This window comes from Streptomyces sp. NPDC036813 (assembly GCF_055609245.1).
The window spans coordinates 160,983-174,479 of the sequence record NZ_JBVJPV010000016.1; the positions used below are offsets into that span (position 1 = coordinate 160,983).

General features: G+C 70.9%; 12 protein-coding genes. 6 read left to right on the top strand and 6 right to left on the bottom strand.

The features are described from left to right. Positions 1-828: 828 nt before the first annotated feature. Both ACZ67Q_RS29980 and ACZ67Q_RS29985 read right to left on the bottom strand, forming a co-directional pair. Entirely contained in the window at positions 829-1,728 is a 900-nt protein-coding gene (locus tag ACZ67Q_RS29980) for a YihY/virulence factor BrkB family protein (RefSeq protein WP_471188438.1), read from the bottom strand. Between the two features lie 149 nt (positions 1,729-1,877). Next, on the bottom strand, positions 1,878-2,063 hold the full coding sequence (locus tag ACZ67Q_RS29985) for a CsbD family protein (RefSeq protein ID WP_471188441.1): 186 nt from the start codon (positions 2,061-2,063) through the stop codon (positions 1,878-1,880). 615 nt (positions 2,064-2,678) lie between these two features. On the opposite strand from ACZ67Q_RS29985, the gene ACZ67Q_RS29990 reads away from it, so the two are divergent. Further along, positions 2,679-3,974, top strand: coding sequence for a globin domain-containing protein (locus ACZ67Q_RS29990; protein ID WP_471188443.1), 1,296 nt, complete (start codon positions 2,679-2,681; stop codon positions 3,972-3,974). Beyond that, complete coding sequence (locus ACZ67Q_RS29995) at positions 3,971-4,642, top strand: pyridoxamine 5'-phosphate oxidase family protein (RefSeq protein ID WP_471188445.1); 672 nt, start codon at positions 3,971-3,973, stop codon at positions 4,640-4,642. The genes ACZ67Q_RS29990 and ACZ67Q_RS29995 overlap by 4 nt, the downstream gene beginning before the upstream one ends. A gap of 269 nt (positions 4,643-4,911) precedes the next feature. Here ACZ67Q_RS29995 and ACZ67Q_RS30000 read toward each other — a convergent pair whose 3' ends face one another. Continuing rightward, positions 4,912-5,202, bottom strand: a complete 291-nt coding sequence (locus tag ACZ67Q_RS30000; RefSeq protein WP_471188448.1) for a hypothetical protein — start codon at positions 5,200-5,202, stop codon at positions 4,912-4,914. 165 nt (positions 5,203-5,367) lie between these two features. Next, on the bottom strand, positions 5,368-6,537 hold the full coding sequence (locus ACZ67Q_RS30005) for an MFS transporter (protein ID WP_471188450.1): 1,170 nt from the start codon (positions 6,535-6,537) through the stop codon (positions 5,368-5,370). Positions 6,538-6,861: 324 nt separating this feature from the next. Between ACZ67Q_RS30005 and ACZ67Q_RS30010 the strand changes: the two genes are divergently transcribed. Together ACZ67Q_RS30010 and ACZ67Q_RS30015 are read left to right on the top strand one after the other, a co-directional pair. Then, a complete protein-coding gene (locus tag ACZ67Q_RS30010; RefSeq protein ID WP_471188453.1) occupies positions 6,862-7,698 on the top strand; it encodes a helix-turn-helix domain-containing protein in 837 nt (278 codons plus the stop codon). A 368-nt stretch (positions 7,699-8,066) separates the two neighbouring features. Then, the gene (locus tag ACZ67Q_RS30015; RefSeq protein ID WP_471188455.1) at positions 8,067-8,597 is read left to right on the top strand and encodes a hypothetical protein; all 531 of its coding nucleotides are present in this window, start codon (positions 8,067-8,069) and stop codon (positions 8,595-8,597) included. 78 nt (positions 8,598-8,675) lie between these two features. On the opposite strand, the gene ACZ67Q_RS30020 is transcribed toward ACZ67Q_RS30015, so the two are convergent. Continuing rightward, complete coding sequence (locus tag ACZ67Q_RS30020; RefSeq protein WP_471188636.1) at positions 8,676-9,302, bottom strand: class I SAM-dependent methyltransferase; 627 nt, start codon at positions 9,300-9,302, stop codon at positions 8,676-8,678. Between the two features lie 257 nt (positions 9,303-9,559). Between ACZ67Q_RS30020 and ACZ67Q_RS30025 the strand changes: the two genes are divergently transcribed. Beyond that, positions 9,560-11,083 carry a glycosyl hydrolase family 18 protein gene (locus ACZ67Q_RS30025; RefSeq protein WP_471188457.1) on the top strand — a complete coding sequence of 508 codons (1,524 nt, stop codon included), beginning with the start codon at positions 9,560-9,562 and terminating at the stop codon, positions 11,081-11,083. Positions 11,084-11,235: 152 nt separating this feature from the next. On the opposite strand, the gene ACZ67Q_RS30030 is transcribed toward ACZ67Q_RS30025, so the two are convergent. Then, the gene (locus tag ACZ67Q_RS30030) at positions 11,236-12,084 is read right to left on the bottom strand and encodes a phytanoyl-CoA dioxygenase family protein (protein ID WP_471188460.1); all 849 of its coding nucleotides are present in this window, start codon (positions 12,082-12,084) and stop codon (positions 11,236-11,238) included. Between the two features lie 118 nt (positions 12,085-12,202). Between ACZ67Q_RS30030 and ACZ67Q_RS30035 the strand changes: the two genes are divergently transcribed. Next, complete coding sequence (locus ACZ67Q_RS30035) at positions 12,203-13,072, top strand: AraC family transcriptional regulator (RefSeq protein ID WP_471188639.1); 870 nt, start codon at positions 12,203-12,205, stop codon at positions 13,070-13,072. The last annotated feature ends 425 nt before the right edge of the window (positions 13,073-13,497 follow it).

The window sequence follows — 13,497 nt, forward strand, 5'->3', positions numbered from 1 at the left end:
ACCAGCGCGTCGATCCGCTCGACCGTCCCTGCGCAGAGGCGCGGGAGCCGACACGGCGTGCGCGCCTGCGACCGCTCTGCGTGTTTTCCGGCAGTGTGGTCCAGGGTGCACCGCGTTCACCTTGATAGGGGTGAGTTCGACGTGTTACCCGTCTTTATCCTGACGGCCATTCGGCTTTTCGACACGACAGAAGAACCAGCAAGCACACCGCAAATGGGCGACGGCGACGGCCCTCGCATATCCGGGTCGGCACAGCTTGTTCGGGCATCACGACGGACGAGGCGCTCCGACGACACGGCGCCAGGCCAACAGGCCAGGTGCGGTCGGCTGCGGGAGGTGAGAGCGCAGCGGCAACCACCTTCCCTTTTCGGAGGGCCGCCGGCATCGCCTCGAACGGACCGCCGAGTCCGTATCGGCGCCGGCTGGTGATCCGGCTTCGGTGTCAGGGCGTCAGGTCGAGGACGCGGACCGGTTCACCTACCCACCGGTCGGGGGCCGTGCGGCGAGCCGGTCGCGGGCTTCCTCGGGAATGCGGACATTGGCGTCAGGCATCAGCGGGCTCCTCCACACGGACCGGGTACGGGTACGTACCCGTACTATCGCCGTGCGTCGAATGTAGTCAGGAACCCGCGGCGTGCACTGGTGCACAGACATCCTGGGCGGCCGGCTGCCGGGTCTGACCGTCGTCGCCTTCACCATCTGGGCCTTCGAGGTGTGGCCTGACCAAGCCGGTCAGGGCCGCACCCCGATGAGTGACTGGAACCAGGGCTCGCCGACGGCAGCTCTGAGCCGTGAGTCGTGTGGGCTCTTCCGAGGGACCGGCGACGATCAGGTGGGAGCCTGTGTGCTCGGACGCACGGAGGCGGTGTGCGCTGTCGACCGGCCCGGGGCGAGTTGCGCCAGCTCCACGTTGAACTGAGCGCCGAACAAGAGGGCCAGGTTGGACAGCCACAGCCAGATGAGGAAGACCACCACGCCGGCCAACGAGCCGTACAGACGGTAGTAGGTGCCTATGTGGGAGGCGTAGACGGTGAAGCCCAGGGAGACGGTCAGCAGGAGGACGATCGCCAGACCGCCCCCCGGTGCCATTCTCCGTATGGGTCGCGATGAGGCGGGACCCGAGCGGTAGAGCACCAGGACGAGGGCGACCGCCATCGCGGCCAGAACCGGCCAGCGCAGCGCGTCCCAGGCGGTTTGGGGCACGCTGCCCAGGTCGAGTGCCCGGCCCAGGCGTCTGGCCAGGCTGCCGCTCACCAGCAGGGTGAGCGTCGTGACGACCAGCAGACCGATCAGCACGATCGCGGTGATGATGATGCGCGGGGCGGTGCGCCACACCGGCCGGTGCGCGCTGGAGCGGTGCATCGCGTGCAGGGCCCTGCGGAAGACGCTCAAGTAGCTGCAGCCCGACCACAGCGCCCCTGCGATGCCGAAGGAGAGCAGCATCCATGCGGCGGACGATTGCGCTGCCATCTGCTGTAGAGCGCTGTGCAAGAGCCCACGAGAGGCGGCCGGGACGACCCCCGTCACCCGGTCGATCACCTCCGGGGCCGTCGTGGGCATGGTCAGCCCCAGCACCGAAAGGATCACCAACAGCACGGGGAACAGAGCAAGGACGGCGTAATAGGTCAGAGCGGCGGCCCAGTCCGTGACGTCATCGTTCCAGATGGCCACCGGCGTGCGGCGAAGCGCCGCCCACCACCCGCGCCTGCGGTTCTCAGCCTCATCCATGACCACGTACACCCCCGGTGAACTTGACGAGCACCCCTGAGCCGCTGCACCGGCACGGCACCGCGCGGATCGGCCGCCGAACCGGCACGGTGCACGAAGAACGGGCCGCAGCCCCATGAGCCATGACCCGTCTTCGTTCAGGATGCGCCTCAGCGCCCGAAAATGTCCTTCGCCGCGTCCTTGGCCTTTTCTCCGGCCTGCTTGATGTCCCCCTTGGCCTGGTCGGCCTTGCCTTCCGCCTCCAGGCGCTCGTTGCCGACCGCCTGACCGACCGCCTCCTTGGCCTTGCCCTTGATCTTGCCGACGGCATTGTCTGCCTTGTCCCCGGAGCTCATCGAAACCGTCCTCCAAGCCACGCGCCCATCGCGTTCCCCGCACCACTACCCCCGCCGCCTCAAGTGATGTCCGATCGGCGCCCGGACCACCCACGCGGCCTCGCCGGTGAAACTCCGGAGATAGCCTCACCCCTGGGACACGGTCGGGTTCGCGGACACCGCGACCTCTTCGGGGTCGGAGAGGACGTCGAGGAGGACAGGGCCGCCGGTCGTGAAGGCCCGGCGGACCGCGACCTGGAGACGCAGAACCTACCGGCGGGTACCCCTTCGAGGACCTCCCCGCTCAAAGGCCGACGTCCGCGACCGCTAGGGTGACGGGCGCCCGGCGGCCGTCCGTCCCGGGTGGCCGGCCTGTCCGCGGAGAAGCTTTCGCCCGAGCGGCGCTTCTTGGCGGCTTCGGCCCAACGCCCGACGACGAAGTCGCCTTGTTCCTGTCGAGCGTTCCGACGTGGCGAGAGAAAGGTAAGTGCGTTTCATGGACAGCGCTTCCCGGCGCACTGGTGGCAGGCATGTCGCACCGATGCCACATCACGGTGAAGTCCGTTCCGGGCACGGCAGTGCCACTCCGGCAGCGGAACAGGCCTGGGAGCGGCAGTGAGGGGCAGAGAGGGGTACATGCACCACACCTGGAACGCGGACACACCGCCCGGACCTGAGGATGGATGGAGCGGGGCCGTCGCAACCCACCCGACTCCCGCGCCGCTCCCCGGTCACATCGCGCCCGGCCACCACCCTGTCAGCGCTGACGACGTCGCCCTGGTGCGGGCCAGCCTCGCGGTGGTCGCACCCCACGTAGACGAGTTGGCCGCGCACTTCTACGCCATTCTCTTCACACGCTACCCACAGGTCAGGAGCTTGTTCCCCGCCGAACTCGATGTCCAGCGGGAACGTCTCGTACGCGCTCTTCTGCGCATCGTGGAGCTGGTCGACGACCCCGGAAACCTCATCGCGTTCTGCTCTCGTCTGGGGCGCGGCCACCGCAAGTTCGGCACACACAGCGCTCATTACCCGGCTGTCGGCGAATGCCTGCTGCAAGCCCTCTCCCACTACGCGGGGCCGGCCTGGAGCCCGGAGTTGGCGGCGGCATGGCAGCGCGCCTACACCGCTGCCGCGGACGTGATGATCCGCGCCGCCGAGGACGATGCGCAGCACCGGCCGGCCGTCTGGGACGCGCACATCGTCGAGCGCGTGCACCGCGGTCACGGGATAGCTGAGATCACGGTCCAGCCGCAGCTGCCGTATCCCTTTGTGGCGGGCCAGTACGTGAGCATCGAAACGCCCTGGGCTCCCAGGCTGTGGCGGCACTACTCCCCCGCGCACGCACCACGGCCGGACTCCCGGCTGACCTTCCACGTCCGTGCCGTTCCCGGCGGCAAGGTCAGCAACGCACTGGTCCACGACGCCCGTCCGGGAGACCCCATCAGGCTGGGCCCGCCGGAAGGTGACATGGTCCTGCATCCGACCGGTGGCCGCGACCTTCTCTTCGTCGCCGGCGGCACCGGCCTCGCCCCGATCCGCGCCCTGATCGAGCAGGCCGCCCGGGAGGGCGTCGGCAACGCCCAGGAAGTCAGTCTGTTCATCGGCGCCAGAACGGCGGACGAGCTGTACGGACTCGACGACATGCTGCGCATGTCCCAGCGCCACCACTGGCTCCGCGTCCGAGCCGCCGTCTCCCACCAGCGCATCGCGGGACTGGAGGGCACCCTTCCCGAGGTGCTGGCGGAGTTCGGTCCCTGGTACCGACACGAGGCGTACCTGTGCGGCCCACCCCAGATGCTCGGTGACGCCGTAAAGGCGCTGCGACGGCACGGCGTTCCGCCTCGTCACATCCATTACGACCCCTGGGACACGCCCGTCCTGACCGCCCCGCTCGGGCCGCCCCCGCGCGAAGAGGAGACCGACCAGCTGTGAACGGCCCCGAGACGACCGGCTCCTTCGGCGAACGACTGCTGCAGCAGCAACTCGGCACCACCGACCGGGCGGCCGGCTTCTACGACCGCCAGGTCCACCCCTACCTGACGGCCGCGATGCGGGAGTTCATAGCCCGGCAGAGCATGCTGTTCCTGGCGACCGCGGACTCCCGGGGAGCCTGCGACACCAGCTTCCGCTCCGGGCCGCCGGGATTCTGCGTATCCCTCGACGACCGCACGCTGGCCTATCCCGAGTACCGCGGCAACGGCGTCCTCGCCAGCGCCGGGAACATGACCGAGAACCCCCATCTCGGCATGCTGTTCATGGACTTCACCCATGACCACATAGGGCTGCATGTCAACGGCACCGTCCGGCTCTACACCGACCCCGAACTGCGCACCTGGTATCCCGATCTGCCGATCGACGCAGCGCCCGCTCGCCAACCCCACCTGTGGGTCCATCTCACGGTCGAGGAAGCCTACGTCCACTGCTCCAAGTACATCCCCCACCTGGAACCGGCACCACGCCCCCGCCCCACCACGGACCGGAACCGCCCCAAGGACAGTGCCTACTTCACTGAGCCCGGCCCTTCCCACGAGCCTGCGGTCATCAGCGACACCGAGACCGGCCCCAGCTCATGGCGGCGCCGTCTGAGGCTTCGACACTGACGCGGTCCGCGGCAGGGCGCCCAGGTGCCGGACCGGCCGCCCACGAGGAGGGCAGCACCCCTCAGGTCCACGCAGTTGACGGGATCGCCGGCGCAAGACTCGTACGGGTTGGCGTTTGCCGCCTTCGCAGGTGCGCCGGCCGGAACCGGGGCGATCGGCGCGGGGCGGCCAGGATTGGCCGCTCCGCCGATGACGGCGGCTTGTACCGTCGCGCTTCACCGGAGAAAGCCGGGCAGTCTCCCTCGTCCGACACCGCTGGTGCGGCTCCTTCACTCCGCGGGGTGGAGTTCCGCGTACAGCATGTCGATCAGCTCGCTCGCTTCAAAGGCGTGGCGGTCGCGTGGAATCTCGTAGTAGCCGCCGGGGGTGGCGATCACGTCGCGAGCCGACTCGTCGTATGGGCGGGGCACTTCATCGCCCTCGTGCGGCTCTTCCGAATCGGGGAGCTGCCACCACCACACCTTGTCCCGGATCTCGTTCTTCGACAGGGGTCCGGTCAGGATGATGTCCCGCCCCTGCACCTTCCCTGTGATCCTGATGGAGCTGGCGTCTGTAGCCATGCGCAGGTCTCCTTCCCCGTACGCAGGGTGCGGTGCGCCCCTGCCCAGCTCTCCTTCCACGATCCGCACCCGTCAATCGCGGGGCCCCGGATGCACGCCGGTGCCCTGCGACTGCGCCCGGCTTGCGGAACCCGGTCTGCGTGGCCGACGTGCTCGAACCGCCCCTCAGCGGTAGCGTGCCCGGCCCGCCGCCGCGGCCACCGTCAGGGGCACGGTCAGGAGCGCCGCCAGCCAGAACAGAAGCCGGTAGTCGTGCGCCCGGGCGGTGGAGGCCGCCAGCCAGGTGGCCATGGCGCTGCCCACGTAGAGGGCAACTCCGAACATGGCCACGCCTGTTGCGCGGGCCGCCGGGCACAGGGCCGTCGCCCACGACTGGATCGTGGAGTGCATGAAGGACCAGCCACCCCCGAGGAACAGGGCGACCACGACGAGCGCCCCGGTCGACTGGCTGTAGCCGGCGAGCAGGTACGCCAGAGCCATCTGCACCCCGCCGGCCGCGATCAGGCCCACCGGGGACCACCGTCCGACGAGTCGTTTCACCACCTGCGCCGCGGCCATGGAACCGATCCCGTACAGGGCCACGACCGCGCCGGCCAAGGTGGCGGGAACTCCGTGCGCTTCCAGGGCCGGTGCCAGGTAGGTCAGGAAGCCGAGGAGCACCGCCCCCTCCAGCATCGCGACCGCCATGACGTACCACTGCCACCGGGAGGACAGGACCACGCGGAAGGGCGCGAGCAGTGATCCGCGGCGGGCCCGCTCGGGCTCGGGCAGACGGCGCAGCGCCACCGCCAGGTACGCGGAGAGGACCCCGGGCAGCGCGAACACCAGCCGCCACGTGAGGTAGTGCGCCAGTGCTCCGGCGACACCCGTGGCCACGGCGGTGCCCAGCGCGAACGCCGTCATCAGCTCACTGAGGGGACGCTGCCGTGTCGCGGCGGGCACCGTGTCGCCCACATACGTGAGCGAGGCGGCGATGGATGCGGCGAAGAACGCGCCGGCCAGGGCGCGGGCCCCGATCAGCACGTGAGCGCCTGGAGCGAGAGCCGAGGCGAAGGCGGCCAGTGCCGCGCCGGTCAGCGACACCCGCATCGCCCCCACCCGGCCCCAGCGGTCGCCGGCCATCCCCCACACCGGCTGCATCAGCCCGTAGGCGAGGTAATAGCCGCTCGCGGCCAGCACCACGGTGGGCAGCGGTGCCCCGAGCCGCGGGCCGATGAGAAGCAGCATGGGCGCGATGCAGAAGCGGTCGAAGTTGCTGACGAATCCCGCGGTGCGCAACAGCCGCAGGGAGGACGCGGGCAAGGTTGCCACCGGTGTCGACGCGGTGGTGGTCACGGGCGGACGCTCCCTTCCGAGAGGGTTCGACGAGAACGGGTGACAGAGGACCGCTGCTGGGCGGAGGCGGTCCGTCACCAGTTCAGCACCGGGCCCCGCGGGGCGGAGGGCGTCGGCTATTACCATCACTCACCGTCTGCCGGTTCGGCATCGCGCCTGGTTGCGGCAGCATCACTGGAGGGCGCCCGCGTTCGGGCGGACGCCCGCTGTCCGGAGGAGAGGCACGATGACGCGCGGCAGGCCGTCACCCCTGGACACCTGGGCGCCGGCCCGTGCGGAGCGCGGTTCCTCGCCGGCCGGGGCCGGCCGCCGGCGTGGTGGACGGTGAGCGCCGTATCCCCGCCCTCGGGCGGGTCCCCCCGCCGTGAACTGGGGGCCTTCCTGCGGTCCCGCCGTGAACGGCTGACGCCGGGAGACGTGGGCCTGCCGGAGACCCGCGGCCGCCGGACCCCGGGGCTGCGGCGGACCGAGGTCGCGGAACTCGCCGGCATCAGCGTCTCCTGGTACACGTGGCTGGAACAGGGCCGGGTGCGGACCTCGGAGCAGGTGCTGCGCGCGGTGTCGCGGGTGCTGCGACTGGACGCCGCAGAAACCGCGCACGTCCTGTCGTTCGTGGAGGAGAGCGGGCCACCCGCCGACGCTCCCACCTGGGTGTCACGCAACCTGCTCAGTCTGGTGCAGGCCATGACACCGCACCCGGCCGTGGTCCTCGACCCGCATTGGGACCTGCTGGCATGGAACGCCGGGTACGCCGCGCTGCTGACCGATCCGGCGCGGCTGCACCCCAAGCAGCGCAACCTCCTCTGGCTGGTGTTCCGCTGGCCGCCGGCGCGCACCCTGCTCGCCGACTGGGAACACGAGGCTCGCGCCCTGCTCGGCCAGTTCCGGTCACGAGCCGCTCGCCGGCCGAACGATCCACGGTTCGCCGAACTGATCGCCGAACTGCTGGCGGACGGTGACGCGGCCCGCTGGTACGAGCGCCGGGAGACATCCGGGTTCCAGCCCTCGGTCCGTCGTTTCCACCATCGGGCCGTGGGCGAACTGCGCCTGCGGTACGTGAAGCTGGCCGCCGTGGACGAGCCCGGTCACCACTTCCTGGCCTACCTGCCCGACGACCGGGACTCCGAGGACGCCCTGCGCCGCCTGCAGGCAAACGGGTGAGTCCAAAAGGCCCCCCTCGCTTCGGGACACGGACCCGCGGGGCCCGGCTCGGAGGGGCGCCGCTCGGCGGGGCCCGGCTCGGCGTGCCGGCGGCGCGTTGCTCCCCGGCGCCCGGCTTCGCCGGAGTCGGCTGGGCTTGCGCTGCGACGGCTCGGCTCGGGAGCCTCGCACCACTGCGTCCGTCCGGGTGCGGGCTGACGCCGCAGTCTCAAAGGTGTCACCTGACGCGCAGTCTCAAAGGTGTCACCTGGCGGAGCGGCCCGCGCTATTCGGGTGGAACTGCCCTGACGCGTCCCCGTGGGGCGTGCGGTAACGGGCCGGGCGTCTTTCACTGGGAGTCTCACCACCGGTCCAGCACGGGAGAAGATGTGGCAGGACGCCTGAGGAAGACGAGCGCACGCTGCACCGCGGCTGTGCTGCTCGTGACCTGCGCCGTGGCCGGCATGACCAGCTGCTCCGACGACACGGGAGCACCGGCGACGGGCGGGAGCAAGGCGGCCTCAGCCGCCTCGTCGGTGGCGTCCGCGGCCTCCTCCGCCGTGGCCTCCGTGGCCTCCGAAGGCGCCTCGGCACTGGCTTCGGCCTCGGCCGAAGCCGGACGGCGCCTGGACGAGGTGAAGGGTGGGATCAACGCCAAGAACGACGTACGCCTCGGCGCGCCGACACCGGCCGACGACGGTCGAAGCACCGTAGCCGTTACCGTGCACAACACTGCGGACTCGGCGAAGTCGTTCGTGGTTCAGGTGAACCTCCGCGACCAGGCGGGCAATCTCCTGGACATCACGGTGGTGACGGTCGACGGCGTGCCCGCCGGAAAGGAGGGCACCGCCACCGCCCACAGCAATCGCAAGCTGTCCGGCCCCGTCAGCGCCGAAGTCGCCAGAGCCCTGCGGTACTAGGTGATCGCACGGTCCCCACGGCGAGCCTTCTGAAGGCCGCACGACGAGGCGGCTGCGGTGCCGCCTCGTGCACACGGCCTACGGGCGGCGAGCCAGCAAGTGGGCGTCCAGGAAACCCCGTTCGGTGTCCGGGTCGTGGATCAGCCGGGCGAACGTGACGAGTCCGGCGCCGGCCAGCAGCTCGGCGAACCGGTCCACCGGCCAGCTGTAGGCGGGCGTCACCTTGTGGTCGAAGCGGACCGGCTCCGGTCCGTCGGTCGCGAAGAACGAGACCAGGAGCAGGCCACCCGGAGCCAGCACACGTACCTGCTCGGCGAGCAGCGCGGGCAACTCTCCGGGCGGAGTGTGGATCATCGAGTAGTGGGCGAGCACGCCGCCGAGCGCGCCGTCCTCGACCGGGAGGGCCTCCATCCGCGCCTCGTCGAACCGCAGCGCCGGATGGGCCCGCCGGGCGTGGTCGACCATGCCCGGGGCGAGGTCCAGCCCGAAGGCGTCCAGCCCCAGGTCCTTCAACATGGCCGTCAGGTGGCCCGGCCCGCACCCGACGTCGGCTGCCCGCGGGTTCCCCGTCCCGCGCACCAGCTCGGCGAAGGTGCCGATCATGTTCCGCGAGAAGGGGTGCGTCTCCAACCGGTTGGCGAACTTCGACGCATACAGCTCGACGACCCCGTCGTAGGCCGCCCGGGTCTGCTCCTGGTGCTCCATCACGGGAAGGGAAGGTAACACCCCGGCGCAGTACCGGCACTTGGACCGTTCTGCGTCGTGGCGGAAGTTCACGCGTGGTCCAGTCCGCTGTCAGGTGCCCTGTCCTGGGAAGAGGGCAGCCCGAGAGCCCCGATTGGTCTAGTCCCATTTTGGTCCAGACCATTGACCCGCCTCCTGGCTCCGGCGATATTCCGGTAGTCGGCAACTCCCCCGCGTCTCGGGGGTGTTGTCCCAACCCTCCACACACCGGGACTGACATGAGACTCGTGCGATCCGTCCGCGCAGCCCTCACCGCCGCCGTCACCCTGGCGGCCGCGACAGGCCTCGCCCTCACGGGTACCGGCACCGCCCAGGCCGCCACCCCCCTGCCGAACCACGTCTTCGCCCCCTACTTCGAGGCATGGACCGGCGAGAGCCCCGCCGCCCTGTCCGCCCAGTCCGGCGCCAAGCACCTGACGATGGCGTTCCTGCAGACCGCTTCCAAGGGCTCCTGCACGCCGTACTGGAACGGCGACACGAGCATGCCGATCGCCGCCTCGACCTTCGGCGCCGACATCAAGACGATCCAGGCGAGCGGCGGTGACGTCATCCCCTCGTTCGGGGGTTACACGGCCGACACCACCGGCACCGAGATCGCCGACAGCTGCACCGACGTCCAGCAGATCGCCGCCGCCTACGAGAAGGTCATCACCACCTACGACATCTCACGGCTCGACATGGACATCGAGGTCGACTCGCTCGACAACTCCGCCGCCATCGACCGCCGCAACAAGGCCATCAAGCTGGTCGAGGACTGGGCGGCGGCGAGCGGGCGCAGGGTCGAGATCTCCTACACCCTTCCGACCACCACGCACGGCCTCGGGGACACCGGTGAGGCCCTGCTGCGCAACGCGGTGAGCAACGGCACCCGGGTCGACGTCGTGAACCTCATGACGTTCGACTACTACGACAACCAGGCCCACGACATGGCGAAGGACACCCAGACCGCCGCCCAGGGCCTGTACGACCTGCTCGCCGAGCTGTACCCGGGCAAGAGCCCGGCCCAGTTGTGGAACACGGTCGGCGTCACGGAGATGCCCGGCGTCGACGACTTCGGCAAGGCGGAGACGTTCACCCTGGCCAACGCCCGGACCGTGTACGACTGGGCCGTCTCCAAGGGCATCGACACCCTGTCGTTCTGGGCGCTGCAGCGGGACAACGGCAGCTGCGCCGGAGGTGCCGCCGCGGACAACTGCTCGGGCATCCAGCAGAACACATGGGACTTCACGCACGTCTTCGCGCCGTTCACCGGCGGCACCACCACCCCGTCCGACGACTTCTCTCTCGCGCTCAGCCCGGCCTCCGGGTCCGTGACCGCCGGCCAGTCCGTCACGGCCACGGTGAAGACGGCCGTGACGACGGGTGCCGCCCAGAGCGTGAAACTCGGCGTCGCCGGGGCCCCGGCAGGTGTCACCGCCTCCCTCAGCCCGTCGTCGGTCACCGCGGGCGGCACCTCCACGCTCACCCTGGCCACCAGCTCCGCCGCGGCCTCCGGCACCTACACGGTCACCGTGACCGGCGCCGGCACCTCGGGCAGCCACTCGGCGACCTACGCGCTGACCATCACCGGCGGCTCAGGCAACCAGTGCACGGATGCCCCGTGGGCCCGGGACAAGGTCTACACCGGCGGCCAGCGGGTGTCGTACAAGGGCCACTCCTGGAAGGCCAAGTGGTGGACGACGGGCGAGGAGCCCGGCACCACCGGCGAGTGGGGCGTCTGGCAGGACCTCGGCGCCTGCTGAACCGCCGCCCGTCACCTGCCCGGGCCGCCACGGCCCGGCAGAAGGCCCCCGGACAAGGCGTCGGAACCGAGCCTCGTCCACGGGGGCCCCTGCGGGGGCCGTCGGGGCCGCGAAGGATCCCTGGCCCTCCTGCCGCCCCTCGACGACACCGGCTACCGGTGGATCCGACCGCCGCCGAGCAGCTGGGCTTCGTGGTCGGCGGGTCCGGCGCCCTCACCCGCGGGGCCGGGGGCGGCGTGTCCCAGGCCCCTGCGGATCGCGATCTCCACGGGTGAGTACGCGCCGTCGGCCCGGTCCAGTTCGTACGGCGCGGCCGGCATCAGCGGCGGCTGGGCCATGAAGCGCGGTCGCACACCGTGGTGCGGTTGCGCCGCGTGGACCAGGAACGGGTGGCACAGAAAGACGTCCCCCGGGGAACCGGTGGCGAGGGCGAGCGGGCGGTGGGCGGATGCCGCTGCGAGGTCCGGCGCGATGGCCAGGCCGCTCGCGCCCTCCTCCCCGTACGGCTCCAGCACCTTCGGCACGTCGAGATGGGAGCCGACCCGGATCCGGGTAGGGGCGTCCTCCTCCCCCACCTCGCTGAACAGGAACAGCATCAGCAGGGCCCGGCCGCGTGAGCGGAGATTGGTGAAGGGCCAGGTTTCGCCCTCCACCACATAGCTGCCCTCGATGTGCCAGCCCGCGTCGTCGGGCTCCTCCTCGTGCGGGAAGCGCAGCGGGAAGGTGCCGAGCGAGTAGCGCGGCTCCCAGCGCCCGGCGCCGACCAGCAGGTCGTACGCCCGGTGCAGGTCCGGGGAGTTGGGTGCGGCGGCGAACGGTCCCTGTGCCATCCCGCCGACCCAGTGCACGGGCCGTGTCCACGTCTGCGGGTCGTCCGGGTCGCAGCCCGTCTCCTGCCACAGCAGCCGCGCGCAGCTCGCCGCCACGCGGGGCGCGACGGCGCCCTCCAGCTTGACGAAGCCGTCGCGGAGGAAGCGGGATACCAAGGTCGTGTCGTCCATGCCTCCATCGTGCGGCGCCGCCCGTGACGGCCACCCGACACTTGCCGCACCGCTTTTCTCGGGTGGGGCGGGCGGTTCCTCGCCTGATTGAATCGTCGGTCGGATCTTGGAGGCGACGGTGCTGGAGCGGTTCAATCAGGTCATGGAGCACATCGAGGGTCAGCTCGACAGCTCCATCGACGCAGGCGAGCTGGCGCGAGTCGCCGCCACCTCGGAGTACCACCTGCGGCGCATGTTCTCGGCGCTCGCGGGGATGCCGCTGTCCGAGTACATCAGGCGCCGGCGGCTGACCGTCGCGGGCGCGGAGGTACTGGCCGGTGAGCGGACGCTGCTGGAGATCGCCGTGCGGTACGGATACGGCTCGGGAGAGGCGTTCGCACGGGCCTTCCGCAGCGTGCACGGCGTCGGACCCGGCGAGGCGCGGCGCACCGGTGCGGCGCTCAGCTCCCAGCCGCGGATGTCCTTCCGCCTCGTCGTCGACGGGAGCAGCAGCATGCGCTACCGCGTCGTGCACAAGCCGGAGTTCAACGTCGTCGGGGCGAAGGCCCGGGTGCCGCTGGTGCACGCGGGGCCGAACCAGGCGATCATCGATTTCGTCCGCGGGATCGGCCACCAGGTGAGGGAGCTGCTGGAGAGACTGTCCGACCAGGAGCCGCGCGGCATCCTCGCGGTCTGCGACGACCTCGACCCCAGCCGGACGGAGGGCACCGAACTCGACTACTACCACGGGGTCGTCACCTCGGCCTCGGCGCCGGAGGGCATGGCCACGCTGCCCGTGCCGGCCGGGACATGGGCGGTGTTCACCGCCTCGGGGCCGGCCCCGGAGGCGATCCAGGCGCTGTGGCGGGACGTGTTCACCGAGTGGTTCCCGTCCAACCCGTACCGGAGCCGCCCCGGGCCGGAAATCCTGCGTATGCGGATGTCGACGGACGGCAAGGTGGCGGATGCCGAGCTGTGGCTGCCGGTGGAACGGGAGCCGGTTCAGTGATGCGATGACGTGGCGCCGAACCGGCCGCGAGCGGCGCCGTCCCGGGTCCGGGCCTGCGGGTGAGTTCCGTCAGGTGGGGAGCGGGCGGTCACGAGCAACTCGCCGCGCACCGGGCCCGGTAGGGCACGGCCTGGCCTCACGGGCGACACGCCCGGGCGCCCCGACAGACGAACTGCGGCGTTCCACCGGTACGGCCCTGCCGATCCTGCTAGCTTGAGGCCGCCGCGATCATGGCGCGGGAGGTCTTCGTCGCGGGGCCGGGACGAGGGCCGTGGGGGCGGTCGGGACCGGGACCGTCTCGCGGGTGCCGATGACGTGACGCCGTGCCGGGGGGAGAGAGTATGCGTTCCATACGCAGGCCGGGGGGCCGGGAGAGAGCGCGCTGGGCCGCTGTGGTGGTCACGGCCGGTCTGCTGGCGGGCTGT